At 61.2% G+C, this 25760-nt stretch carries 24 protein-coding genes and 1 riboswitch; of the genes, 18 read left to right on the top strand and 6 right to left on the bottom strand.

Annotated features, from left to right (window positions below; translation table 11 throughout):
• Positions 1 to 12 precede the first annotated feature (12 nt).
• Positions 13 to 954, top strand: a complete 942-nt coding sequence (locus RGCCGE502_RS11370) for a LysR family transcriptional regulator (protein ID WP_176705688.1) — start codon at positions 13 to 15, stop codon at positions 952 to 954.
• A gap of 93 nt (positions 955 to 1047) precedes the next feature.
• Complete coding sequence (locus RGCCGE502_RS11365; RefSeq protein ID WP_007788385.1) at positions 1048 to 1203, top strand: entericidin domain-containing protein; 156 nt, start codon at positions 1048 to 1050, stop codon at positions 1201 to 1203.
• A gap of 7 nt (positions 1204 to 1210) precedes the next feature.
• On the opposite strand, the gene RGCCGE502_RS11360 is transcribed toward RGCCGE502_RS11365, so the two are convergent.
• Positions 1211 to 1558, bottom strand: a complete 348-nt coding sequence (locus RGCCGE502_RS11360; protein WP_016554306.1) for a hypothetical protein — start codon at positions 1556 to 1558, stop codon at positions 1211 to 1213.
• A gap of 118 nt (positions 1559 to 1676) precedes the next feature.
• Positions 1677 to 2675, bottom strand: coding sequence for a glycine betaine ABC transporter substrate-binding protein (locus RGCCGE502_RS11355; RefSeq protein ID WP_016554305.1), 999 nt, complete (start codon positions 2673 to 2675; stop codon positions 1677 to 1679).
• Positions 2676 to 3239: 564 nt separating this feature from the next.
• Between RGCCGE502_RS11355 and RGCCGE502_RS11350 the strand changes: the two genes are divergently transcribed.
• Positions 3240 to 4694, top strand: a complete 1455-nt coding sequence (locus tag RGCCGE502_RS11350) for a cobyric acid synthase (RefSeq protein ID WP_016554304.1) — start codon at positions 3240 to 3242, stop codon at positions 4692 to 4694.
• Here the strand turns inward: RGCCGE502_RS11350 and RGCCGE502_RS11345 are convergent.
• Positions 4691 to 6481, bottom strand: a complete 1791-nt coding sequence (locus RGCCGE502_RS11345; protein ID WP_016554303.1) for a chloride channel protein — start codon at positions 6479 to 6481, stop codon at positions 4691 to 4693. The two genes, RGCCGE502_RS11350 and RGCCGE502_RS11345, sit on opposite strands and share 4 nt — an antisense overlap.
• 246 nt (positions 6482 to 6727) lie before the next feature.
• Positions 6728 to 7124: riboswitch (cobalamin riboswitch) on the top strand.
• Positions 7125 to 7253: 129 nt separating this feature from the next.
• On the opposite strand from RGCCGE502_RS11345, the gene cobU reads away from it, so the two are divergent.
• Genes cobU through cobO form a run of 4 tightly spaced genes read left to right on the top strand, consistent with a single transcriptional unit; the run spans position 7254 to position 13259 of the window.
• Positions 7254 to 7778 (top strand): bifunctional adenosylcobinamide kinase/adenosylcobinamide-phosphate guanylyltransferase, encoded by a 525-nt coding sequence (cobU, locus tag RGCCGE502_RS11340; protein ID WP_016554302.1) that lies wholly within the window; start codon positions 7254 to 7256, stop codon positions 7776 to 7778.
• Positions 7779 to 7783: 5 nt separating this feature from the next.
• Positions 7784 to 8833: a cobalamin biosynthesis protein CobW gene (cobW, locus tag RGCCGE502_RS11335; RefSeq protein ID WP_016554301.1), complete on the top strand. Its 1050-nt coding sequence runs from the start codon at positions 7784 to 7786 to the stop codon at positions 8831 to 8833.
• 9 nt (positions 8834 to 8842) lie between these two features.
• The gene (gene cobN / locus RGCCGE502_RS11330) at positions 8843 to 12625 is read left to right on the top strand and encodes a cobaltochelatase subunit CobN (RefSeq protein ID WP_016554300.1); all 3783 of its coding nucleotides are present in this window, start codon (positions 8843 to 8845) and stop codon (positions 12623 to 12625) included.
• Between the two features lies 1 nt (position 12626).
• A complete protein-coding gene (gene cobO / locus RGCCGE502_RS11325; protein WP_016554299.1) occupies positions 12627 to 13259 on the top strand; it encodes a cob(I)yrinic acid a,c-diamide adenosyltransferase in 633 nt (210 codons plus the stop codon).
• Here cobO and RGCCGE502_RS11320 read toward each other — a convergent pair whose 3' ends face one another.
• The 3 genes from RGCCGE502_RS11320 to RGCCGE502_RS11310 all read right to left on the bottom strand — a co-directional run bounded on the left by RGCCGE502_RS11320 (position 13260) and on the right by RGCCGE502_RS11310 (position 15324).
• Positions 13260 to 14072, bottom strand: coding sequence for a helix-turn-helix domain-containing protein (locus RGCCGE502_RS11320; protein WP_176705693.1), 813 nt, complete (start codon positions 14070 to 14072; stop codon positions 13260 to 13262).
• A 2-nt stretch (positions 14073 to 14074) separates the two neighbouring features.
• Positions 14075 to 14440, bottom strand: a complete 366-nt coding sequence (locus RGCCGE502_RS11315) for a nuclear transport factor 2 family protein (RefSeq protein WP_016554297.1) — start codon at positions 14438 to 14440, stop codon at positions 14075 to 14077.
• Between the two features lie 98 nt (positions 14441 to 14538).
• Positions 14539 to 15324 (bottom strand): TSUP family transporter, encoded by a 786-nt coding sequence (locus RGCCGE502_RS11310; RefSeq protein ID WP_016554296.1) that lies wholly within the window; start codon positions 15322 to 15324, stop codon positions 14539 to 14541.
• An 88-nt stretch (positions 15325 to 15412) separates the two neighbouring features.
• Here RGCCGE502_RS11310 and RGCCGE502_RS11305 point away from each other — a divergent pair, with 88 nt between their 5' ends.
• From RGCCGE502_RS11305 to RGCCGE502_RS11255, 11 genes are all read left to right on the top strand, one after another.
• Complete coding sequence (locus RGCCGE502_RS11305; RefSeq protein ID WP_016554295.1) at positions 15413 to 15841, top strand: cobalamin biosynthesis protein; 429 nt, start codon at positions 15413 to 15415, stop codon at positions 15839 to 15841.
• A gap of 74 nt (positions 15842 to 15915) precedes the next feature.
• Positions 15916 to 16866, top strand: a complete 951-nt coding sequence (locus RGCCGE502_RS11300; RefSeq protein WP_016554294.1) for a nucleoside hydrolase — start codon at positions 15916 to 15918, stop codon at positions 16864 to 16866.
• Positions 16867 to 17015: 149 nt separating this feature from the next.
• Positions 17016 to 17858, top strand: a complete 843-nt coding sequence (gene cobA, locus RGCCGE502_RS11295) for a uroporphyrinogen-III C-methyltransferase (protein WP_176705692.1) — start codon at positions 17016 to 17018, stop codon at positions 17856 to 17858.
• Entirely contained in the window at positions 17855 to 19162 is a 1308-nt protein-coding gene (locus RGCCGE502_RS11290; RefSeq protein WP_016554292.1) for a cobyrinic acid a,c-diamide synthase CobB, read from the top strand. Before cobA ends, RGCCGE502_RS11290 begins: the two co-directional genes overlap by 4 nt.
• Positions 19159 to 20160: a threonine-phosphate decarboxylase CobD gene (gene cobD, locus RGCCGE502_RS11285; RefSeq protein ID WP_016554291.1), complete on the top strand. Its 1002-nt coding sequence runs from the start codon at positions 19159 to 19161 to the stop codon at positions 20158 to 20160. Before RGCCGE502_RS11290 ends, cobD begins: the two co-directional genes overlap by 4 nt.
• Positions 20157 to 21137: an adenosylcobinamide-phosphate synthase CbiB gene (cbiB, locus tag RGCCGE502_RS11280; RefSeq protein WP_016554290.1), complete on the top strand. Its 981-nt coding sequence runs from the start codon at positions 20157 to 20159 to the stop codon at positions 21135 to 21137. Before cobD ends, cbiB begins: the two co-directional genes overlap by 4 nt.
• A gap of 171 nt (positions 21138 to 21308) precedes the next feature.
• Positions 21309 to 21587 carry an acyl carrier protein gene (locus RGCCGE502_RS11275; RefSeq protein ID WP_007533215.1) on the top strand — a complete coding sequence of 93 codons (279 nt, stop codon included), beginning with the start codon at positions 21309 to 21311 and terminating at the stop codon, positions 21585 to 21587.
• 115 nt (positions 21588 to 21702) lie between these two features.
• Positions 21703 to 22185, top strand: coding sequence for a 3-hydroxyacyl-ACP dehydratase FabZ family protein (locus tag RGCCGE502_RS11270; protein WP_016554289.1), 483 nt, complete (start codon positions 21703 to 21705; stop codon positions 22183 to 22185).
• Positions 22182 to 23378, top strand: a complete 1197-nt coding sequence (locus RGCCGE502_RS11265; RefSeq protein WP_016554288.1) for a beta-ketoacyl-ACP synthase — start codon at positions 22182 to 22184, stop codon at positions 23376 to 23378. Before RGCCGE502_RS11270 ends, RGCCGE502_RS11265 begins: the two co-directional genes overlap by 4 nt.
• 11 nt (positions 23379 to 23389) lie before the next feature.
• Positions 23390 to 24676 (top strand): beta-ketoacyl-ACP synthase, encoded by a 1287-nt coding sequence (locus RGCCGE502_RS11260; protein WP_016554287.1) that lies wholly within the window; start codon positions 23390 to 23392, stop codon positions 24674 to 24676.
• A gap of 54 nt (positions 24677 to 24730) precedes the next feature.
• A complete protein-coding gene (locus RGCCGE502_RS11255; protein WP_016554286.1) occupies positions 24731 to 25759 on the top strand; it encodes a zinc-binding dehydrogenase in 1029 nt (342 codons plus the stop codon).
• The last annotated feature ends 1 nt before the right edge of the window (position 25760 follow it).

Here is a 25760-nt window from a genome sequence, read left to right as displayed (position 1 = left end):
CAATCAAACAAAATGATATGGAATTCAAATTCAGAAAAATTGAAAGATGTGACGATGAGCATTCCCTTTCGCCGTCCCATTCCTTTGCTTGATAACGACGTGCTGAGGACGTTCGTTGCCATCGCAGAGACCGGCAATTTTTCGACCGCCGCGGAAGCCGTCTATCGGACGCCGTCGGCTGTCTCCATGCAGATCAAGAAGCTGGAGGAGCAACTCGGTGCGACGCTCTTCCTGCGTGATGCGCGCTCGGTCAGCCTGACCCAGCACGGTGAAACGCTACTCTCCTATGCGCGCAACATTCTCGCTCTGTCGAACGAGGCGGTTTCGCGCTTCATCATGCCCGAGCTTAGCGGTGTGGTTCGGCTTGGCGCGCCGGAAGATATCGGCGAGCGATTGCTGCCCAGCATTCTGAAAAGCTTTGCCGAAAGCTTCCCGAGCATCATGGTCGACGTCACTATCGACATGAGCATCGGCCTCAAGAAGCGGATGGAAGAGCAGCGCCTCGACCTGGCACTCATCAATTGCGCGACGCGTCCGTTGCCGACGGATGGGGAGATCGTGTTTCGCGAGCGGCTGATATGGGCCGGCGCCAAGTGCGGTACGGCGCACCGTCGCGAGCCGCTGCCGATCTCCATCTGGGAAGATGGCTGCATCTGGCGCTCGGAGGCAATATCGCAACTTGAGCGCATGAAGCGCGGCTATCGCGTTGCTTTCCTCAGTGGCCACACCATGGCGCAGCGTGCGGCCGTGGTTTCCGACCTCGCGATCGCGCCGTTGCCGCGCTCCTATGTCACCGACGAGATGACGATCCTTGGCGTGCAGGAGGGATTGCCCGAACTCGCGTCTTTCGATATCCGGCTTCTTACCGCATCGCAGATGAACGGCCCGATGCGCGCTGTCGCCGAAAGCATCCGCTTTGCCTTTGCCGAAAAAGCCAAGGCTGTTGCTGCTTGACAAGATTGCGGTGACCTTTTTTCTTCCTCCGGGGTTTAGTGCGCGCGGCGGGAGTCGCCCGCGCTCGGACGACTAAGAAAGAAGGATTTCGCAATGACGACAATGGCCAAGATCGGCTCAGCCCTCGCAATTCTGCTCGTACTTTCCTCGTGTGGAAATACGATCCGCGGCATCGGCCGGGATACGGCAAACGCGGTGAACGCGACCCAGGATGCAGGTCGTTCGGTCGGCCGCGCCGCAACCAGGTAACAAGACCTCAGATCGCAGCCGGCGGGTAGGCCTTTTCCAACCCGCCGGAACGCGAAAGCCCAGTCCGGAAGGCCACATAAGCCGGATGCTGGCTGGATTTCGCAGCCTCCGTGAGCCGTATCTGCAGGCGGGCAGGCGCTGTCTCGCCAATCCATTTTCCAAGATTTTCGAGCTTCAGCGTATTCAGAAACGGCGCACTGGCTGCGTTGTTCAGATGGCGGTGAAGGCCATCAATGACGGTTACGTCCTGCGCCACATTTTCCATCAGCAAGGCAACGTAGGATTTATCCTGTTCGTCAAGGCTGGCAAGCTTCGAGGCGATCGTGTCGCGGTCGGGAAACGGAGCTGATGTCATCTATATTTTCCTCGTCTGGGCAAATGGGCGCGATTCGGGCGACCAAGCGGTCGGTGCTTATAGGAAACCGATGCCACCGGTGGGAAGACGTTGTCATTGGCCGCGATTGTTGTTCGTTCTAGAGCCCGGCCTTGACCTTTTCTGCCACGTCGGCAGGAACCCACTTGGTCCATAGGGCCGAATAATTCTGAAGGAAGTACACCGTGGCTTCCTCGTTGCTCTTCTGGTTTTCGTCCTGCCAGGCAAGCACCTCGTTGATCGTCGTATTGTCCCATGAGCGAAGCTTCAGATAAGCCATGGCAGGTCCGGCCCGCTCGGCAAAGGCTTTGGTGACAATCGTGTAGGCGCGCGAGACCGGGTAGGAGTTGACCTGCGGCCGAGCGCAACCTGGGATCGAGGTGCATTTGTCCCACTCTGCCTTGTCATGAGCGACGCCGAAGCTCAGGCGTGTCATGTCGTATTTGCCAAGGATGGCGGTAGGGGCCCAGTAGTAGCCAAGCCAGCCGGCCTTTTTCTGGAATGCATTTGCGATGGAATCATCGAGGTCTTGTGGGCTGCTGGCTTCGACAAGTTGAAACCCGTCCCGTTCAGCACCCAGCGCGCGGAAGAGATTGGATGTCGAAATCTGGCAATTCCATCCGACAGGACAACTGTGGACCGCTCCTTGCGACGTGTTGCTGGGCGCCGGGAACAGCTCCGGATGCTTGAGCGCGTCCTCGACGCTGCGGATATCGGGGTTGGCGTCGGCGATGAATTTTGGAATCCACCAGCCCTCGACAGCACCCTCTGAGAGGATTTCGGCCGCCTGGATCAGCTTGCCCTCCTTGACCGCACTATCGAGTTCGGTGCGCACCGAATTGATCCAGAATTCGGAAGCGATATCCGGCTCTCCTTTTCCGTCCATCGAAAGGAACGTCGGCATCGTGTCACCCGGGACGATCTTGACCGAGCAGCCGTAACCCTTCTCGAGAATAAACTTGTCGAAGTTGGCGGCGATACCCGCCGACGCCCACTTCATTTCAGCGATGGTGACGTTGCCGCATTCTGCAGCCTGCGCAGTCGTGGCGGCTGCACAAACCCCTGCGGCAAGCAGGATTGACGTGCAGAGAAATCTCATCTTGCGTTCCCATTCTTGCTGTCGCGGCTACAACCTAGGCGTTCCGCAGTTTGCGGAGGAGGCTCTTGCTGTTTTGCAGGCTGTTGCTGTGGCGTTCGTCCTGACGCCTTGCAGGGCAGCCTACGCGTTCGGCTGCGGAAATCAATTGTCTTCTGCGCGTGAAGCAGGAAGTCTAAGCGCCTGATTTGAAATCGGTAATGGTAGTTCCGCCGATGACTGCGGCTGGTATTCGAGATCTCCCCATGGAGTCGCCTGCGACGCCTGGATCATCAAGAAATGTCAGAAAAATGCGAAATTCATCTTTGCTTAATCGCTTGCTAACCCTCCGGTAACAATGTGGCGCTATCTGTTGTTGCGTAGCGGGGGACACCGCTGCTTCTCCGGATCAGGTAGAGCGTCCCGGAGAACGTGAGCTTCGCCGTGTATGGGCGAATGTGCCAGCGTATTTCGGCAGGCCGCGCAACTGGAAACGGTTGACGCGGCCTTCGCATTTTCAGGACTTGCAATTGACCGCAGCAGATAGGCCATTGTAGGCCGGGTCAAGTTCCCCGGAGTTTCGCGACAATGACCAAGGCCATCATGCTGCAAGGGACCGGCTCCGATGTCGGCAAGACGGTTCTTGTCGCGGGTCTTTGCAGGCTCGCTGCCAACCGTGGCCTTTCAGTTCGTCCGTTCAAGCCGCAGAACATGTCGAACAATGCTGCGGTTGCTGATGACGGCGGAGAGATCGGCCGCGCCCAATGGCTGCAATCGCTCGCCGCGCGGGTGCCGTCCTCGGTGCACATGAACCCCGTGCTGCTCAAGCCGCAATCGGAATATGGCAGCCAGATCATCGTCCAGGGCAAGGTCTGGGGGCAGGCCAAGGGACGGGACTATCAGAAGCTCAAACCGACGCTTCTCGATTACGTGATGCAGAGCTTTTCCGAGGTTTCTACCGGGGCGGATCTGGTGATCGTGGAAGGCGCGGGTTCGCCGGCAGAAATCAACCTCAGGGCGGGCGACATTGCCAACATGGGATTTGCGACCCGTGCCGGCGTGCCGGTGATACTTGTCGGTGACATCGATCGTGGCGGCGTGATCGCTTCGCTGGTCGGCACCCACACGATTTTGCCTGACGAAGACCGGGCAATGATATCCGGCTACATCATCAACAAGTTCCGTGGCGACGTTTCGCTCTTCGATGCCGGCATCGAGGCGGTGCGGGGCTTTACCGGATGGCCGTGCTTCGGCGTCGTGCCGTGGCTCAAGCACGCCTCGCGCTTGCCGGCCGAGGACTCGGTTGCGTTGGAGAAGCTGGCACGCGGCAGCACCGGCGCACTCAAGATCGCCGTGCCGGTCTTTTCCCGCATCGCAAATTTCGACGATCTCGATCCGCTGAGGGCTGAGCCGGATGTCGAGTTGGTTTTTATTCGCGCCGGGGAGCGGTTGCCTAGAGACGCAAGGCTGGTGATCTTGCCAGGTTCAAAATCAACGATAGCGGACTTGGCGGACATGCGGGCGCAGGCGTGGGATGCCGATCTTCTCGCCCATGTGAAACGCGGCGGGCGGGTCATCGGCATCTGTGGCGGCTACCAAATGCTCGGACACAAGGTGCATGATCCCCTCGGCATCGAGGGGTCTACCCTGGAGGTAGAAGGGCTGGGGCTGCTTGACGTCGATACGGAGATGGCGCCCGAAAAGACAGTCCGCAATAGCGTCGCAACGGCGGTGGAGGACGGTTCACCGCTTTCCGGCTACCAGATCCACCTCGGCGTTACGTCCGGCGAAGACTGCGGCCGTCCGTTCGCGATCGTTGATGGAAGGCCGGATGGGGCCATGTCAGCAGATGGCCGGGTCGCCGGCACCTATCTGCACGGGCTCTTCGCGAGTGACGCCTACCGTTCCCGCTTGCTGCAGAGTTTTGGCCTTGCGGGCGAGACGGCCGATTACCGTGCTGGCGTCGAAAGCGCTCTCGACGATATTGCAGCCGAGCTCGAGGCCTGTCTCGACCGGCGTTGGCTCGACGAACTGCTAGGCTAGATCTCGCCGGAGATTTCGCGGCGGCGGCGGTCCAGTTCTTCGCTGTAGCGGCGTAGCGTGTAGGCCTCGCTGAGCTGCCCGACGACTTTCCGCTCGATCAGATTATTGACGACCGCCAGCGCTTCGCTTTCGGTCTTGTCAAAGATCGCGGCCGCCTGCTTGGCATTCATCTGCGGCTGCAGGAAGTCGTTCTTGTAGCGGATGAATTCTCCGAGATCCTTGCCTGTCTCATCGGTGTCGGTCAGGTTCGCGTAGATATCGGGGACGAGCACCAGGCCGCTGTACTTGCCGGTATCATCAACCAGAACGACGCGCTGCGCCGAACCGATGGGGAACCGCTCCTTGAACTCGTCGATGGTGAGAGCGGCGTTCGCCGTTTTCACGTCGGCACGCATCAACCGATCGACCGTCAGGTTGCGTATCCAGCCGACGTCGTGCGCGCTGCGGATGCTCTCGCCGCGCAGGTGGAAGCGCCATGTTGCGAACGAGTAACCGAAGGTGCTGCGCACGACGAGCGAGGAGGTGATCACCGCCGCAAGGACGAGCGCCGTGATCGGAAAGTCGCCGGTAATCTCGAGCGCAAGAAACGTCATCGTCAACGGTCCACCGATGACGGCGACCGCAAGCGAACTCATGCCGACGACCGCGTAGATGACGGGTGTCAGCGTCGCATGAGCGAAATAGGGGGCCGAATAGGCGAAGAGTTTGCCGAGGAGCGCACCCATGAACAGGGACGCGAAGAACAGGCCGCCTCTGAAACCAGAACCGATCGAAATCGCCGAAGCGAATGCCTTGAGAAGAAGGAGGCCGACAAGCACCGGGATCGCGACATCACGGCCGAGATTGAGGTGCAATGCACCGTGACCGGCCGACAGCACCTGCGGCGTGATCAGCGCAAGTAGTCCGACGACGATGCCGCCAAGGGCCGGGCGTAGCGGCGTTGCGATGGAACTCCGGCGAGCCAATTCCTCGATCCAGGCGACACCCTGCATGATCATGATGCCAACGCCGGCGCAGAATGCACCGAGCAACAGAGCCGGAACATAGTCGGCAGGCATGACGGTCCCAAAGTCGCCAACGTCGATCACGAAATCGCTGCCGGCCAGCAGGCGTGCAATTTGGGTCGATACCAGTGCGGAAACGACGACCGGCGTCAGCGAGACGATGGTGTATGAGCCGATGATCAGCTCAAACGCATAGAAGGCGCCGGTCAGCGGAGCGTTGAAGGCCGCCGCAATCGCACCCGAGGCACCGCATCCGACGAGAACACGCAGATCCGAGCGGCGAAGCTGCAGCTTCAGTCCAAGCTTCGAGGCCAGTCCCGCCGCCAGCTGCGTGTAGCCAGCTTCCAGGCCCACTGAAGCGCCGAAGCCGTTCGAGATGAGGTTCTGGACCGCCACCAGAATACTATCGGTGAGCGATAGCCGACCGCCATGCAGCGCGTTTGCCTCGATCGGGTCCACCATTGGCTTCTTGCGCGTTTTCGCAAGCACGAAGAGCATCAGACCCAGTAATATGCCGCCGCAGACAGGCGCCGTCAGCAACAGCAGCTTGTTGTCGATCTGCGAGGAACTCAGCCGCTCTATATCACTGATTCCGAAGATCAGACTGTGCATTTCGCGGGAAACGAGGCTCATGCCCGTCACCGCAAGTCCGGAGATAATGCCGACGATCGCGCCCGCGATGACCATCCCCAGCTCGGTGCGTCTCAGCAGAGCGCGCATCCGCCCGATGTCGAGAAGGGTATGGAATGGACCGAAACGGCGGATATCGATTCTTAGGAGCATCACGGGAAAACTAGGCGGGAGTAGGCGCGATCAAGTGGAAGGGAGGGAAGGGCAAATCGGTGGCGCGACCCGCTTGCAACGCAATTGCGGCAAAAGACCGGCGCTCGCAACAATTATTTGTGACGTAAGTGACTGATAAAAGACGATAAATATGGTAGAGAAGGTCGTGTTGAGAGCAGGTCCGGCAGTGTAACGTCCGAGGCGCACGCCGACTTCCGATTGACTTCACCAAGGGCCTTGCCTAACGATAAATTCATAACGGATGGTTCCGGACCGGTTGAATCGGTGCGGATGAAAAGGGAATGTGAAGCGGTGGACCCAATCCGGGCGCCGTCATCATAGCCGACCCCGCGACTGTAGAGCGGTCAGGGTTTTCCGTCCGGCGTTGTTTTCAAGCGGCTGACAGCCTGCAATGGTGCAGGCGGGCGGCGCGAAAGTGGCGACGGAAAAGTCACTGGCAGTGCATCATGATCAACCAGGGCAGGACGCCTCTTACGTCTACGAATCGTCCGCCTTTTCATGAAATGCAGCCGGGAAGGCGAGGAAAATCCGCTGGCACGATCTGGGGCGACCGGTTTCCGGTCCGCCCCGATCGCGGCCAACACCCGCGAGCCAGGAGACCTGCCAACCGTGCCGGGCGAGAAGCCCATTCCTGGGCTATGCCCGCTGCCAGCACGGAGGTTGTCATGGCTGAACAGAAAAGTTTTCGGCTGCGTGCAGCAGCCATTCCGGTTCCTTGCGGCAGCGTCCCGCAGATCGGATATCGTCTGCCATGAGCCCGATATCGTCAGGCGCCACCTTCGTTCTCGGCGGTGCGCGCTCGGGAAAATCACGCTTTGCCGAACAACTGGTCGTCTCGAGCGGTCTGGAGCGCCATTACGTGGCGACGGGGCGCGCCTGGGACGACGAGATGCGTGCCCGGATCGACAAGCACAAGGCTGACCGCAGTGATCTCTGGCATACCCGCGAAGAGCCTCTCGATTTGGTCGGCTGCCTGCGGGCGATCGACGGCGAGGGGCGCGCGATCCTCGTCGATTGCCTGACGCTTTGGGTCACCAATCTGATGATGGAAGAGCGCGACATGGAGGCCGAGTTTGCCTCGCTTGCCACGTATCTGCCGGCGGCGCGCGCGCGCCTCGTCATCGTTTCCAACGAGGTCGGCCTCGGCATCGTTCCTGAGAACCGCATGGCGCGGGAGTTCCGGGATCACGCCGGGCGCTTGCATCAAATGATCGCGGCTGAGGCTGCGGAAGTGTATTTTATCGCGGCAGGTCTGCCGCTGAAGATGAAGGGTTGAATTTCATGAACCAGCAGAAAATTCCGGCGACCGTGATCACCGGCTTCCTCGGCGCCGGCAAGACGACGATGATCCGCAATCTGCTCTCCAACACCAACGGCAAGAAGATCGCGCTCATCATCAACGAGTTCGGCGATCTCGGCGTCGACGGCGAGGTGCTGAAGGGCTGCGGCGCGGAGAATTGCACCGAGGACGATATCATCGAACTCACCAATGGCTGCATCTGCTGCACGGTCGCCGACGACTTCATTCCGACGATGACGAAGCTCCTGGAGCGCGAACAGCGCCCCGACCATATCGTCATCGAAACCTCTGGCCTAGCGCTGCCGCAGCCGCTCGTTGCGGCCTTCAACTGGCCTGATATTCGCACGCAGGTCACCGTTGATGGTGTCGTTACGGTTGTTGATAGCGCAGCCGTCGCTGCCGGTCGCTTTGCCGACGATCATGATGCCGTCGAGGCTCGCCGCGTCGAAGACGAGTCGCTCGACCATGAGAGCCCGATCGAGGAGCTTTTCGAGGACCAGCTGACCTGCGCCGATCTGATCGTGCTCAACAAGACCGACCTTCTCGACACCGCCGGCCTTGGCCGCGTGCGCGACGAGGTCGCTTCCCGCATCGCCCGCAAGCCCGTGATGATCGAGGCGCGTAATGGCGAGGTTCCGGCAAGCGTGCTGCTCGGGCTCGGCGTCGGAACGGAAGGCGATATTGTCAATCGCAAGTCCCACCACGAGCTCGAGCATGAGGACGGTGTGCCGCATGATCACGACGAGTTCGACAGCTTCGTGGTCGAGCTTGGCCCTGTTGCCGATCCTGCCGCCTTCGTGGATGCGCTGAAGGGCATCATCGGCGAGCATGACGTACTGCGGCTCAAGGGCTTTGTCGACGTTCCCGGCAAGCCGATGCGTCTGCAGCTGCAGGCGGTCGGCAGCCGTATCGACCATTATTTCGATCGCGCCTGGGTGCCCGGTGAAGCACGCGGTACCCGCCTCGTCGTTATCGGTCTGCACGAGATGGACGAGGCCGCGGTGCGCAAGGCGATCGAAGCGCTGGCATAGGGCAGCCCCATGCATCTGCTTCTGGCACAACAGGGAACGATCAGCGACGGCGAGGAGGCGATCGATCTCGGTCAGTCTCCCGGCGACGTCCTGTTCCTGTCGGCTGCCGATACCGAGCTTGCAGCGATAGCCGCCGCTTATGATGAAGCGGCGTTCGGTTTCTCGCTGCGGGTTGCAAGTTTGATGAGCCTGAAGCACCCGATGTCGGTCGACGCCTACGTCGAGCGGACGGCCCGCCATGCGAAGCTGATCGTCGTCAGGGCGCTGGGTGGCGCGAGCTATTTCCACTATGCGCTGGAGGCGCTGCATGCTGCAGCGGCGCGATCGGGCGCGCGGATCGTCACGTTGCCGGGAGATTCGAAGCCAGATGCGGGTTTGACGCCGTTTTCGAATGTTCCGCTTGAGGATCTGAACGCGCTTTGGGCCTATCTCATTGAGGGTGGCGACGGCAATTCTCGGGCGTTTCTTGCCTATGCCGGCGCGATGCTCTCAGGCGCGGAGAAGCCGGAGGCGGCATCGCCGCTGATGAAGGCCGGCATATGGTGGCCGGGCAAGGGCGTGCTTGGCGTCGACGAGTGGAAGGCGGCCTGCGACGAGCGGCTTGGCGCCCCCAGGGAAAACCCGCGTGTCCCGACGGTCGCTATCAGCTTCTATCGTGCGCTCGTGCAGAGCGGCGAGACACGGCCAGTCGAAGCGCTTGTCGACACGCTTCTCTCTGAAGGCATCCGGCCGCTGCCGGTGTTCGCCTACAGCCTCAAGGATCCGGTGTCGAAGGGCATTCTGGAAAGCGTGTTCGATGTCATCAAGCCCGAGGTGGTGATCAACACGACAGGCTTTGCCGTGTCGGCACCGGGCGCGGATCGCGAACCGACCGTGCTCGAGGCCAATGATGCCGTCGTGCTTCAGGCGATCTTTTCGGCGTCGTCGCGTCAGGCGTGGGCGGCGTCCTCGCAGGGGCTCTCTGCGCGCGATCTCGGCATGAACGTCGCTCTGCCGGAGGTGGACGGTCGGGTGCTGTCTCGCGCTGTCTCCTTCAAATCGGCGGCCCGTTATGATGCGAGGGTCGAAGCCAACATTGTTGGCAGCGAACCTGACATCGAGCGGATGCGCTATACTGCAAGGCTTGCCGCGAATTGGGCGAAGCTGCGCATTGCCGGCGTCAGTGACAGGCGGGTCGCGCTAGTGCTGGCGAACTATCCGAACCGCGATGGCAGGCTCGGCAACGGCGTCGGACTGGATACGCCCGCCGGCACTGTCGAGGTGCTGAAAGCCATGCGTGCCGCCGGCTATGCGGTTGCGGACGTGCCTGCCGATGGCGATCAACTGATCCGGCGCCTGATGGAAGGGCCGACAAACTCGGGCAGCGACGGAAAGCTTGTTCGCGAATCGCTTTCCTTGAGTCGTTACAAAGCCTTCTTTCGAAGTCTTCCGAAAAAGATTCAGGATCAAATCGGCGCGCGCTGGGGTGCGCCCGAAGCCGATCCCTATGTCGTGGAGGGCGCCTTTGCGCTGCCATTCATGCGGCTTGGGGAGGTGCTGGTCGGCATCCAGCCGGCGCGCGGCTACAATATCGATCCGAAGGAAAGCTACCACTCGCCGGATCTCGTGCCGCCGCATGGCTATCTCGCGTTCTATGCCTTCCTTCGCCATGAGTTCGGTGCTCACGCCGTCATTCACATGGGCAAGCATGGCAATCTCGAATGGCTGCCCGGCAAGGCGCTGGCGCTGTCAGAGGAGTGCTACCCGGAGGCCATCCTTGGCCCAATGCCGCATCTCTATCCCTTCATCGTCAACGATCCCGGCGAGGGAACGCAGGCCAAGCGCCGTTCCGCCGCGGTCATTATCGATCACCTGACGCCACCGCTGACGCGTGCCGAGAGCTACGGGCCGCTGAAGGATCTGGAAGCGCTGGTGGACGAGTATTACGAGGCTTCGGGCGGCGATCCGCGCCGCATCCGGCTTCTCAGCAAGCAGATCCTCGATCTCGTGGCCGACATAGGCCTCGATCGCGATGCCGGCATCGACAAGGGCGAGAGCGAGACCGAGGCGCTGAAGAAGCTCGATGCCTATCTCTGCGATCTCAAGGAAATGCAGATCCGTGATGGCCTGCATGTTTTCGGCGTCTCGCCGCAGGGCCGGCTGCTGACGGATTTGACGGTTGCGCTGGCGCGGGTTCCGCGTGGGCTCGGACAGGGTAGTGACCGCAGCCTCCAGCGTGCGATTGCGGCGGATCTCGGATTGGAGTTCGACCCGCTCGATTGCGACATGGCCGCTGTTTGGACGGGGCCGCTTCCTGATGTTCTCGTAAGCGCCACGGACGCCATATGGCGCACGAACGGCGATACCGTCGAGCGGATCGAACTGCTCGCGGCACAGCTGGTTGCCGGCGAGCTTGCTTATCCGGAAGGTTGGGAGGCCACCAAGGCTGTTCTCGCGGAGATCGAAACGTGGCTCAAGCCTGCCATTCTGGCCTGCGGGACCGCTGAAATCGAAGGCCTGCTTCGAGGGCTCGACGGCCGTTTCGTGGCGCCGGGACCATCCGGTGCGCCGACGCGAGGCCGCCCGGACGTGCTGCCGACCGGACGGAATTTCTACTCGGTCGACAGCCGGGCCGTGCCGACGCCAGCGGCCTACGAGCTCGGCAAGAAGTCGGCGGAACTCCTGATCCGTCGCTACGTACAGGATCACGGCGAGTGGCCGGTCTCCTTTGGCCTGACCGCCTGGGGCACCTCGAACATGCGCACCGGCGGCGACGATATTGCCCAGGCTCTTGCCCTGATCGGCGTGAAGCCTGTGTGGGACATGACCTCGCGGCGCGTCACCGGCTATGAAATCATTCCGCCCGCGCTGCTGCGTCGGCCGCGTGTCGATGTGACGCTGCGTATCTCCGGCTTCTTCCGGGACGCATTTCCGGAGCAGATCGCGCTGTTCGACAAGGCGATCCGCGCCGTCGGGGCGCTGGTAGAAGATGCTGCGGACAACCCGATTGCCGAGCGTATGCGCGGTGAGGCGGCCCGACTTGAAGCCGCTGGACTGGATGCCGTGCAAGCCGGCCGCCGCGCCGGCTATCGCATTTTCGGCTCGAAGCCCGGGGCTTACGGTGCCGGTCTGCAGGCGCTGATCGACGAGAAGGGATGGGAGCGTCGCGCCGATCTGGCCGAGGCCTATCTTGTCTGGGGAAGCTACGCCTATGGCGCCGGCGAAGAGGGCCGGGCCGAGCGTGGCGTCTTCGAAGAACGTCTGCGCTCGATCCAGGCGGTCGTGCAGAACCAGGACAATCGCGAACACGATCTTCTCGACAGCGACGACTATTACCAGTTCGAGGGTGGGATGGCGGCTGCGGCCGAAATGCTGGCAGGTGATCGGCCATCGATCTATCACAACGATCATTCGAGGCCCGAGAAGCCGGTGATCCGGTCGCTGGAGGAAGAGATCGGGCGTGTCGTGCGTGGCCGCGTCGTCAATCCGAAATGGATCGATGGCGTCATGCGCCATGGCTACAAGGGTGCCTTCGAGATTGCCGCGACCGTCGATTACCTGTTTGCCTTCGCGGCGACGACGGGTGCCGTAGGCAACCATCACTTCGAAGCCGTCTACCAGGCTTTCGTGGTGGATCCTGAGGTTCGCGATTTCATGATCGAGAAGAATCCGGCCGCCTTCGCCGACATGAAGGAGCGGCTGCTGGAAGCGATCGATCGCAGCCTCTGGACGCCGCGCAGCAACTCCGCGCGGTTCGACCTTTCAGATACATTCGGCTTGCATCAAGGCAAGCTTGCATCCGGGGAACATTGAGATGACCGACGAAACCACCGAAACCGCTGGCCACGACGACGCCCGCCACGCCGAGAAGATGGCGAAGAAGAAGGCTGCCCGCGACAAGATCATGGCGACGAAGACAGACGAAAAGGGCCTTGTTATCGTCCATACCGGCAAGGGCAAGGGCAAGTCGTCGTCGGCTTTCGGGATGATCTTCCGGCATATCGCGCATGGCAAACCTTCGGCCGTCGTGCAGTTCATCAAGGGGGCAATGTGGACGGGCGAGCGCGACCTGATCGAAAAGCACTTCTCCGACATCTGCCAGTTCCACACCATGGGCGAGGGCTTCACCTGGGAGACGCAGGATCGCGCGCGCGATGTGGCGGCTGCCGGTGCCGCCTGGGAAAAGGCGAAGGAGCTCATCCGCGACGAGCGCAATTCGATGGTGCTGCTCGACGAGATCAACATCGCGCTCCGTTATGACTACCTCGATATCAACGAGGTGGTGGAGTTCCTGAAGAACGAGAAGCCGTATATGACTCATGTCGTTCTGACCGGGCGTAACGCTAAGGACGAACTGATCGAGATCGCCGATCTCGTGACCGAGATGGAGCTGATCAAACATCCGTTCCGCTCGGGCATCAAGGGGCAGCCGGGCGTGGAGTTCTGATCAAGGCGCCTGGGAGTTTGCGCTTGCAATTTGCATGAGTATCGTCGCCGTCTGCTCGTTGGCGGGGAAGAAGGATTCGATCGCAAGTTCGGAGAGCGTCACGTCCACGGGCGTGCCGAAAACGGTGGTTGTCGAAAGAAGCGAGAGCAAGCCTGCTTCTGTTTCCAGTTCGAGCGGGACGGCGATACTGGCATAATCGGCCTTCCTGCTCATCTCCACGCGGCCGCAGCCGACCGGGTAAGCGGACAATTCCTTCAGCAATTCGCCGAGGATCGGATCACCGGTAGCCGAAATCTGCTGGTGCAGGCGCTCGAGGAGATGGGTCCGCCATTCTGGCAGGTTGGCAATCTTCGGGGCTAAGCCGTGGGGATGCAAGCTGAGGCGGAGGACGTTGATCGGGCCGTCGAGCAAAGTACGATCTGCGATACCGGCAAGAAGCGGGGCGATGGCGTCATTGGCGGCAATCAACGTCCAGTGCCGGTCGATCGCAAGGGCGGGGTAGGGCTTGTGTCCCTTGAGGATCATATCGACTGCCTGCCGCGCCGGTTTGAGCGCCGGATCATCGAGCGAGCGCTCGGAAAACAGCGGCGCAAAACCGGCGGTAAGCAGCATAGGATTGCGATCGCGCAGCGGCACGCCGAGCCGTTCGGCCAGATGCAGCAGCATGTCGCGGCTTGGAATCGACCGCCCGCTCTCGATGAAGCTGAGATGTCTCTGCGAGATTTCGGCCTCGAGCGCGAGGTCGAGCTGGCTCATTCGGCGCTTCTGCCGCCAGTCGCGGAGATAGTCTCCAAGGGAGCGGGCGGGCGTCATCATCACGCGGCTTCCGGAAGCTGATCGATGAAGCCGTGTACGGTCTTCAGCCGCCCACCTTCGAGCACGGCAAAATCAGTGCCCTTGATGACGTGATCCGCGCCCGTCGGTCCGAGGCCCCAGGAAAAGCGTAGATTGTCGCCATACCCATCGGCCGTACCGAGAAGTGCAAACCGGAAACCCGGGAAGCGTGCATGCACGGCTTCAACAAGCGCGCTGATCTGGTCGTGGCCTACGCCGCGCATCACGGGATCGATATAGGTGCCCGCTTCATGCCAGCTTTCCGCGATCAAGGCGCTGCGGCGGGCCACCTCCGTCTCGTTCCAGATCGCGATGTAGCGTTGGGCTAGGGTGTTCGCATCGGTCATTGCATCATCTCCTGTTGGCGCCCGGTTCGTCCAGGCATCGCGATCATGGAGAAGCGCCGGCGCCCCTTCAATTACGCCGGAGGTAATCGGACGTGGCGTCAGATTTCAAGCCAAAGGCGAATCGGATTGGCGGGATCGGAAAGGAGTTTGATCGTGAAGGCGATGCAGACAAGAACCAGCAGCGGCTTGATCAGACGCGCGCCAGTGCGCATCGCAAGCCGCGAGCCTAGCTGCGCGCCCAGGAACTGGCAGACGCCCATCATCAGCCCGATCTTCCAGATGATCGCCCCGAAGGAAATAAAGACAACGAGGGCGCCGACATTGGAGCCGAAATTCAGAAGTTTGGTGTGCGCCGTTGCCTTCAGCATGCCGAAACCGGCGAGAGACACGAAGGACAGCATGAAGAACGATCCGGTGCCCGGACCAAAGACACCGTCGTAGAATCCAATGGCAGGCACCAGCGTCAGGCCGAACACAAAGGGCGTGATGCGGCGATGCTTGTCGACATCACCGAGATTTGGCTTCAACGCAAAATAGAGCGCGATTGCCACGAGAAGGACCGGCATGATCGCCCGCAAGACGTCACCGGGCACGATCGTTGCCAAGGCAGCGCCGAGCGAGCCGCCGAGAACCGCCATCAGCGCCATCGGCAGCTGCGTGCGCAGGTGAACATGTCCCTTTCGGGCATAGGCGATCGTCGCGGAAGCTGCCCCAAATACCGACTGCACCTTGTTGGTGCCCAGCGTCTGAAGTGGTGGAATGCCTGCAATCAGCATCGCCGGGACGGTAATCAAGCCTCCGCCTCCAGCGATGGAATCGACGAAGCCAGCAAAAAAGCCGGCCGCGGCCAGCATGAAGATGAGATGAGGAGCAAGATCGGACAAGGAGGGAACTCTGGAGCGTGGTACGCGGCGCATGTTGCATTTCCGGCTGTGTGCTGCAATGGCTTGGTGGACACAGGGGCAGGTTTCATTGTCGCACGTGACTGGAAATGTTTTCGACGGCGCGCACCGGTATGTGCTCGGTCTCGGCTGCGAGCGCGGAACGCGGGTAGAGGAGGTGACCGCGCTCGCGGATGCAGCGCTGGCGGCGGCGGGCATCGGCCCGAATGAGTTGGCCGCCGTTGCATCCATTGATACGCGTAGCAACGAGCCCGCGATCCTTGAAGCGGCCCATGAGCTCGGAGTGCCGCTTCTGACCTTCGCCGCGGTGCGGCTCGAGGAGGAAACGCCGAGGCTGAAAAATCCTTCAGCGATCGTTTTCGCCCGCGTGGGATGCCACGGGGTCGCCGAATCCGCTGCGCTTGCGGCGATCGGACCGAACGCGGAGCTTGTTGTTCCGAAGATCAAGTCGCCGCGCGCAACGGCAGCGATTGCGTGCGCCCTGTTGCACAAAGATTAGCGGGCGCTATGGTGACCGCCGACTTCGCGGCGCCGTCCGGCTGCCCTGCGACAATAACGAAAAGAGGCACACTCATGCACAAGGTCATTTATGACACTGATCCGGGCGTCGATGATGCAATGGCTCTGCTCTTCCTGCACCGCCATCCCGAGATCGATCTGATCGGAATCACGACCGTCTTCGGCAACGCATCGGTTGAGACGACGACGCGCAACGCGCTGTTCCTCAAGCGCGAATGGAACATTCCGGCGCCGGTCGCCAAGGGGGCCAGCGTGACCGTGGATCCGACGCGCGAGGAAAGGGCGTGGCCGACCTTCGTGCATGGCGAGAACGGCCTCGGAAACATCGAGGTGCCTGAAACCGTCGACCTGCCGCTCGACCCACGCCCTGCGCATCGCTTCATCATTGATACGGTCCGTGCCAATCCCGGCGAGGTACGGTTGGTTGCGGTTGGCCGCATGACCAACCTCGCGATGGCGCTCAAGGAAGATCCGGAGATCGCCGGTCTCGTGAAGGACGTCGTCATCATGGGCGGCAACTTCTATGTTCCCGGCAATGTGTCGCCGGTCGCCGAAGCCAACATCCACGGCGATCCCGAGGCCGCCGACATCGTTCTGACGGCACCCTGGAAGGTTGCCGTCATCGGCCTCGACGTAACCGCGATCACGACGATGAGCCGCAGCTATCTCTCCGAGATTGCGGCCAAGGGCGACCGCGCCGTCAAGCTGCTGAACGATCTCTCACAGGATTACATCGACTTCTACAAGCATGCGGTCAAAGACGGCATGATGGTTCACGACAGCTGCGCATGCGTCTACGTCGTCGCGCCCGAGCTCTTCTCGATCATCAGCGGTCCCGTTCGGGTTGTCTGCGGTGGGATCGCCGACGGGCAGACGATCGTGAAGCCGGACGGTCGTCGCTTCCCGCCGGGTGATTGGGATGGCCTGCCAAGCCAGGTGGTCTGCACCGGCATCGAATCCGGGAAGGTCATCGGTCTGATACGCGATACCCTTCTGCGGACCTGAGGATTGGCTCTCGTCACGCGGACTTCGGAGCGCGAATCGCAAACAATGATTGCGCGCGATGGAACGGTCGGAGCAGGTGCGCCTTCACATCTCGCGCCTGCCCGATCAGCGGCGTTGACCTTGCCAGCGGTGGGGCATAGATCATGCCAATGATCGAAGCTGCGTTTTCACATCTGCCGGCTCTTGAGCCGGGCAGCGTCTGGCTTGTTGGTGCAGGGCCGGGCGAGCCTGGGCTGCTGACGCTTCTTGCGGCCAAGGGCTTGGCGGAGGCTGACGTGGTGGTTCACGATGCACTGGTGAACGCCGACTGCCTCAAGCTCGCTAGGCCAGACGCCTTGCTGGAATATGCGGGAAAGCGTGGTGGCAAGCCGTCCGCCAAGCAGCGCGATATTTCGCTTCGGCTTGTAGAACTTGCCCGTGCCGGTAAGCGCGTCCTCCGTCTCAAGGGCGGCGATCCCTTTGTCTTCGGTCGTGGCGGCGAGGAAGCGCTGACGCTGGTCGAACACAACATTCCGTTTCGCATCGTTCCGGGCATTACCGCCGGCATTGGTGGGCTGGCTTATGCCGGCATTCCGGTCACCCACCGCGATGTCAACCATGCGGTGACATTCCTGACAGGGCACGACTCCTCGGGTATCGTTCCGGACGCCATCAATTGGGAAGCGATCGCAAAAGGCTCGCCTGTGATCGTCATCTACATGGCGATGAAGCATATCTCTCAGATCAGCAGGAACCTGATTGCCGCGGGGCGTTCTCCGACAGAGCCGGTCGCTTTCGTCTGCAGCGCGTCGACCGGTGACCAGCAGGTGCTTGAAACCATACTCGCTGAGGCTCCTTCGGCCGTCGCTGCCTCCGGCCTTGAGCCACCGGCGATCGTCGTTGTCGGGGAGGTCGTGCGGCTGCGGCAGTCGCTTGATTGGCTCGGTGCACTCGCAGGACGCAGGTTGCGCCCTGATCCGTTTCGGGACTCGAACAGCAGGGAGACGGCATGAGCGGTTTGTTGATTGCGGCTCCTTCCTCCGGATCGGGGAAGACGACCGTGACGCTGGGGTTGCTGCGCGGACTTCGCAGACGCGGTGTTGCGATCGCGCCCGGCAAGGCAGGACCAGATTACATCGATCCGGCGTTTCACGCTGCGGCAAGTGGTGTTGCCTGTCTCAACTTCGATCCGTGGGCGATGCGGCCGGAATTGATCTCCGCCAATGCGACCCTGCATCGCTCAGGCGACCGCATTCTCATCATCGAAGCGATGATGGGGCTCTTCGATGGTGCGACCGACGGCAAGGGCACCGCAGCCGATCTCGCAGCCATGCTCGGCCTTTCCGTCGTGCTTGTCGTCGATGCCTCGCATATGTCGCAGTCGGTGGCGGCGCTGGTGACAGGATTTGCGGGTTTCCGCGCCGATGTCCGCATCGCAGGCGTGATCCTCAACAAGGTTGGTGGCGATCGTCACGAGATGATGCTTCGCGAGGCGCTCGAAGCGATCCGTATGCCGATCGTTGCCGTCGTCCGCCGGGACAATGAGATCGCCCTGCCTGAGAGACATCTCGGGCTTGTTCAGGCAGGAGAGCACCAGACGCTCGAGGGCTTCATAGAGCACGCGGCGGATGCCGTATCGCAAGAATGCAATTTCGAGTTCCTGTTGCGCATTGCGCGGCAAGGCCTGAACCGTCCATCTACCGCGAACATCGCGCGGCTGCCGCCACTCGGTGGTAAGATTGCGGTCGCCCGCGATATCGCCTTTGCCTTTTCTTATGAACATATGTTGCTCGGCTGGCGCCGACGCGGCGCGGAGATCTCATTCTTCTCACCGCTTGCCGATGAGGCGCCGGATCCGACGGCTGACGCAATCTATCTTCCGGGCGGCTATCCCGAACTGCATCCCGGGCGGATCGCCGCTGCGCGCAATTTCCGGGCAAGGCTTCTCGATGCCGCGGCCAAGAACGTGCGGATCTACGGCGAGTGCGGCGGATACATGGTTCTCGGCGAAGGCTTGATAGATGGAGCCGGCAAGCGCCACGAGATGCTCGGCCTCCTGCCAGTCGTCACAAGCTACGAGGAGCGCAAGCGGCACCTCGGCTATCGACGCGTGACGCCGTTAAACTCGCCCTACTTCGAAAAAGCGATGACGGCGCACGAGTTTCACTATTCGGCCGTGGTCTCCGAAGGTAAGGCCGATCGGCTTTTCCAGGTGACGGACGCCTTGGGCAACGACCTCGGGCAAGCAGGCCTCCAGCGTGGCCAGATTGCTGGGTCCTACATGCATCTCATCGACCTTGCCGAGGGGACAAGATGAACGCCCCGATCGTTCATGGGGGCGGGATAACGGCCGCGGCGGCAATCTACGGCGGTGAGTTGGAGCAGTGGCTCGATCTCTCGACAGGGATCAACCCGTGCCCCGTTCCGCTGCCCGATGTCCCGATGCGCACATGGCATCGTCTGCCGGACAGGTATCTAGTCGATCGGGCGCGCACTGCGGCGCGCAGCTATTATCGCAGCGGCGAGATGTTGCCGCTCCCCGTTCCGGGCACGCAATCGGTGATCCAGCTGTTGCCGCGGCTCCTCGAGGTTGCCGGGAGGGTCGCGATTGTCGGACCGACCTACGGCGAGTATGAGCGCGCCTTCAGGATGGCGGGCTGTTCCGTTGATTTGGTCACCCGCTTGGACGACGTTGAAACCGACCACGCGGTTATCGTCATCGTCAATCCGAACAATCCCACCGGCCGCGCCTATGCTCCGGAGGAGCTCATCGCATTCAGCAAGGAAATGCAGGCTAGGCGAGCTGTTGTCGTCGTGGATGAAGCCTTCGGCGACACATGCCCCGAGCTGAGCTTGGTGCCCTTTGTGGCACAGCTGCAGAATGTTCTCATCTGTCGTTCGTTCGGCAAGTTTTTCGGGCTGGCGGGATTACGCCTGGGATTTGTCGTGGCCGTGGTGCCAATTCTGCGACGGCTCGCAGAACTGCTAGGACCCTGGGCGGTATCGGGACCTGCGCTTTCGATCGCAACAGAGTTGTTTGCATCGGATGTGACCGCGATACAGCGTCGGCTGTCGGAAAGGGCCGGCGTGTTGCGCAGAACTCTCGAAGAAGGCGGCCTACAGGTCATCGGTGGGACCGATCTGTTTGCGCTGGTTGACGATGAGCAGGCCGGCGAGTTGCACCAGCATCTCTGTCGGAATCATATTCTGGTCCGCAAATTCGACTATGAGCCGCGATGGTTGCGCTTCGGTCTTGCCGCCGATGTGGCTAGCGACGAGCGGCTGTCCAATGCACTGCAGAGTTTCAGACCATGACGCTTGACCATAATCTCCTCGTGCTCGTTCTGGCCCTTTTGCTTGACCGGATCGTCGGTGATCCGGATGCGCTGTGGATGCGGCTGCAGCATCCAGTCGTGCTGTTTGGAAACGCGATCTCGCGCATCGACCGGATGTTCAATCGGGCAGAGCTTCACAAACGCGTGCGCCGGCGCAATGGGGTCTGGTCGATCATCGGGCTCCTGAGCGCGAGTGCCGTTGCCGGCGCCGTGTTGCACTGGGTCTTCTCGCTGTTCGGCGTGGCCGGAATACTTTTGGAGGTTATGTGCGTTGCCGTCTTCATGGCGCAAAAAAGCCTTGCCGACCACGTGGGAGCTGTTGCAACAGGTCTGAAAGACGGTGGTCTGGATGGTGGCCGGCAGGCGGTTTCGCGAATCGTCGGGCGTGATCCGGAAACATTGGACGAGCCCGCCGTCTGCCGTGCCGCGATCGAAAGTCTGGCGGAGAATTTCTCGGATGGCGTCGTTGCGCCTGCTTTGTGGTACTGCGTGTTCGGCTTGCCAGGCCTATTTGCATACAAGATGTTGAACACGGCGGATTCGATGATCGGCCACAAGTCCGAGCGATACGCCGATTTCGGTTGGGCCGCGGCGCGTCTGGACGATTTCGCCAATTGGCCGGCAGCACGCTTTTCGATTCTCCTGATCGCAGCCGGAGCCTGGTTACGGCGAGGGCGAACCGCCTGCCAGGAGGCCCTTCGCATTGCCGCGCGCGACGGTGGCCTCCACCGCTCGCCGAATTCCGGTCGACCGGAAGCAGCAATGGCCGGCGCGCTGGATGTACAGCTTGCGGGGCCACGAGTTTACTCCGGCATCGTTGTCATGGAGCCGATGATCAACGGCAGTGGGCGTGAAACGGCAACTGTCGCCGATATCGAGGATGGCATCTCTGTCTTTTATGCCAGCTGTTCAATGCTTGCTGGGGCGGCCCTGGTTCTTTTCCTTCTGCTGCTCTAGGCGCAGGCAAGACGTGTTGCCAACGTGCTTGGTGGCAAGCGGCTCGTTATGCTTTGCTGTTTAAGCAACACTGGTCCTGCAAATTGCGTGCCGGGACGGCGGAAAGCATTGGCTTTTTGAAATGGATTTGCCTATGAGGAGGGTTAAATCGTCATTTCAAGAGGTAAAGGCGTGACCGCTACATTCGATAAAGTTGCCGACATCATTGCAGAAACCAGCGAGATCGATCGCGACACGATCAAGCCGGAGAGCCATACGATCGACGACCTCGGTATCGACAGCCTCGACTTCCTCGATATCGTTTTCGCCATCGACAAGGAATTCGGCATCAAGATCCCGCTCGAGAAGTGGACGCAGGAAGTCAACGAAGGCAAGGTTTCCACGGAAGAATACTTCGTGCTGAAGAACCTCTGTGCCAAGATCGACGAGCTGCGCGCCGCCAAGGCCTGATCGGCATCGTCATCTTTTTCTCCCGCCCTGCCGCTGTTAACCATGGCGGCCGGGCGGTTTCGTTCCTAAGTAGGCCTAGCCACGGGGCAAGGTGTCCTTGTGGCCGGAGGATTCGATGCTACTGGAATACTTCCAGATGATTGACCGCATCGAGGCGGTCGACCTTCAGACGGGGACGCTCAAGGCGCGCTCGGTCGTGCCGGCGAAGAGCCCGGTCTTCGAAGGCCATTTTCCCGGTATGCCACTGGTTCCTGGCGTGCTGCTGATCGAAACGATGGCGCAGGCATCGGGCATGCTCGTGCTCGCAGCCACTGATTTTGCTGTCATGCCTTTCCTGATGTCCGTCGACGGCGCCAAGATGCGTACCTTCGTGGAGCCAGAAGCCGTGCTTGATATCGAGGCGTTTTTGGAGCACGACGGCTCGGGATTTGCCGTAACCAAGGCGAAGATCACAAGCGCTGGCAAGAAGGTTTGCGATGCGCAGTTGAAGTTGCGGACCATGCCTTTCAGCGAGGTTCCGCTGGGAGATATCGTCAAGAAGCGTGCCGGTGAAGTCGGCCTGATGGATGCGATCGCCGCGCGGGGAGTAAATGGATGAGTAAGGCTCAGAATGATGTCGTGATTACAGGCGTCGGCATTGTCACCTGCCAGGGCGTCGGCAAGGAGCCGCATATTGCGTTGCTCAACGCCGAAGGCGCGCCGCAGACGATTGTCGAACTTGATAAATTCAAGCCTTACCCGGTCCATCCTTTGCCGGAGATCGACTGGTCGCAACAGATCGCCAAGCGTGGCGATCAGCGGCAGATGGAAAACTGGCAGCGGATCGGTGTTTTTGCAGCCGGCCTCGCACTGGATGATGCCGGCTTCAAGGATAATGCGGACGCTTGCGGTACCATGGACATGATCGTCGCTGCTGGTGGTGGCGAGCGCGACATCAATGTCGATACGTTGATCGTGGACGAGGGCCTGAAGCGCAACGACCGCGAAGCTCTCCTGAACGAGAAGTTGACGACGGAGCTGCGGCCGACCCTGTTTCTTGCGCAGCTTTCGAACCTGCTTGCCGGCAATATTTCTATCGTTCACAAGGTCACCGGTTCCTCGAGAACCTTCATGGGCGAGGAGTCCGCCGGCATTTCCGCCGTCGAGACGGCCTTCCATCGCATCAGGTCGGGTGAATCGACACACGCACTCGTGGGCGGCGCCTATTCAGCGGAGCGCCTGGACATGGTGCTGCTGTTCGAAGCCATCAACGTCTACTGCCGCGACGAATGGCAGCCACTCTGGTCTCGCGATCATGGCGGCGTCATTTCCGGTTCGCTGGGTGCGTTTCTGGTGCTGGAGTCGCGCGCGCATGCCGAAGCACGCGGCGCGCGCATCTACGCGTCGATCTCGTCGATCGAAGGCGACCGCGGCAACCGCAATGCCGGTAACCTCGAGAAACGCCTCGAGCGTTTGCTTGAAACCGCGTCCGGCCTGCCGCCGGAAAGCACAGCGATCTTCTCAGGCTCGACCGGTATTCCCGATCTGGCCACCCGCGAGCGATCCGTCCTCGAGCGTCATCTGCCGGGTGCCGCTGTCCGCGGCTTCGGCGGTATTACTGGCCATGGCCTTGAGGCGCATTTCACGCTTGGCCTGGCGCTGGGGGCGTTGGCCGTCGATAGCAAGGCGAAGGTTCCAGTCTTTGATCCGAGCCACGAGAAGCCGATGGCAGCCGCGACCAAGGCAGCGATCGTTACCACAGTCGGTCATCAGCGCGGCGAAGGCGTCGCGGTTCTTTCCGCGGAAGCGTGAGGAGTGTGCAAATGAAAGAGTCGGCTTACAAGGATCACCTCGGTCGTCCGATCGTCGCAGTGACGGGTGTCGGTATCATTACTTCGCTGGGGCAGGGGCTGAAGGATAACTGGGCGGCACTCACCGCCGGTACCTCCGGCATTCACGCCATCGAGCGCTTTCCGACCGAGGGACTGTCGACCCGCATCGCCGGCACCGTCGACTTTATCGACATTCCGGTCGCCAATGCCGTGGAGCGGTCTTACGCATTCGCGCGTGAAACCACGATCGAAGCCCTTGCCGATGCTGGTATCAGTGGCGATTTCGATGGTCCGCTATTTCTCGCGGCGCCGCCGATCGAACCGGAATGGAGCGCACGCTTCGATCTCGCCGACCGTTCGCCGCCCGCCGACCACGCCGGGGATGCCTACGACCGGTTCCTGGCTGCCATGCGCCAGCGTCCGGATGCGGCTTTCCACGAGGCATCGTTGTTCGGAGCGATTTCCGAGCGCCTGGCCGACCGTTTCGGCACACGCGGCCTGCCGGTCACACTGTCGACGGCCTGCGCGTCTGGCGCAACTGCCATCCAGCTCGGCATAGAAGCGATCCGCCAGGGGCGCACATCGCGGGCGCTTGCGGTCGCAACCGATGGTTCTGTAAGCGCAGAGGCACTGATCCGCTTCTCGCTGCTTTCGGCGCTCTCCACCCAGAACGATCCGCCGACCAAGGCTTCCAAGCCCTTCAGCAAGGATCGCGACGGCTTCGTCATCGCCGAAGGTGCCGCCACGCTGGTGCTGGAGTCGCTCGAGGCGGCTGTCGCGCGCGGCGCGAAGATTCTCGGCATCATGAAGGGTGCCGGCGAAAAGGCCGACTCCTTCCATCGTACCCGTTCGTCTCCCGATGGCGGACCGGCGATCGCGACGATCCGAGCGGCTCTGGCGGACGCAGGCATGGGCGAGGGCGTTATCGGCTACATCAATGCCCACGGCACTTCGACGCCAGAAAACGACAAGATGGAATATGCTTCCATGTTGGCCGTGTTCGGTGAGCGGATGGCGTCCATTCCCTTGTCGTCGAATAAGTCGATGATCGGCCACACGCTGACGGCCGCAGGGGCTGTGGAGGCGGTGTTCTCGCTGCAGACGATGCTGACCGGCACGCTGCCGCCGACGATCAACTACACCAACCCCGATCCATCGATCGTTATCGACGTGGTGCCAAACAAGAAGCGGGAAAGCCAGGTCAACGCCGTGCTTTCCAACTCCTTCGGCTTTGGCGGGCAGAACGCCAGCCTTGTCATGGCGCTCGAACCGGCTTAATCGGTTCCCGACAAAACATCGAGATAGAACGCCTTCGCGGCGAAGGACTTTGCCATGCGCGCTTTGCAACTGATTGACGATCGCAAGCTTGAGATCACCGACCTTCCGGAACCGGACGCTCCCGGCCCGGGCGAGGTTACGCTGCGCGTCAAGGCAGTTGCTCTCAATCACATCGATGTCTGGGGCTGGCGCGGCATGGCGTTTGCGAAGCGCAAGATGCCATTGGTGATCGGCGCGGAAGCCGCGGGTGTCGTCGAAACGATCGGGCCAGGCGTTGCCAACGTCCTGCCGGGCCAGCTTGTATCGATCTATGGCGCCCGCACCTGCGGTCTCTGCCGTCCGTGCAGTGAAGGACGCGATAATCTCTGTGAGCACGTTTCCGGCGTTCACGGCTTCCACCTTGACGGATTCGCTCAGGAAAAGGTGAACCTGCCGGCGCGTCTGCTGGTTCCTGCTCCTCCTGGCGTTGACGCCATTGGCGCCGCGCTCGCTCCGGTAACCTTTGGGACGGTCGAGCACATGCTGTTCGACAACGCCAAGCTGGAGCCGGGAGAAACCATCCTCGTGCACGCAGGCGGTTCAGGCATCGGCACGGCTGCAATTCAGCTCGCCAAGAAGATCGGCTGCACTGTCATCACGACTGTCGGGTCCGACGACAAGATCGAGAAGGCCAAGGCACTCGGCGCGGATCACGTCATCAACTACCGCACGGATCGCTTCGAAGGCGTTGTCCGAAAGCTGACCAAGAAGAAGGGTGTCGACGTCGTTTTCGAGCACGTTGGCAAGGATACGTGGGCAGGCTCCATGCTCTCGATGAAGCGTGGGGGGCGTCTCGTTACCTGTGGCTCGACGTCCGGCGTTTCCACCGACATGAATCTGATGATGCTCTTCCAGCAGCAGCTGAAGCTGCTCGGCTCATTCGGTTGCCGCATGGAGAACATGGCGAATGCCATGCAGAAGATGGGGCGTGGATTGGTCCATCCAGTTATCGATACCGAAGTGAGTTTCGACGACATCGACCGCGCGTTGGAGCGCATGGAATCGCGCCAGATCTTCGGCAAGATCATCCTCAAGATGGATTGAG

Source organism: Rhizobium grahamii CCGE 502 (assembly GCF_000298315.2).
GTDB lineage: Bacteria > Pseudomonadota > Alphaproteobacteria > Rhizobiales > Rhizobiaceae > Rhizobium > Rhizobium grahamii.
Note: the sequence above shows the minus strand (reverse complement) of the source record. Positions and strands in the feature narration are given on the sequence as shown.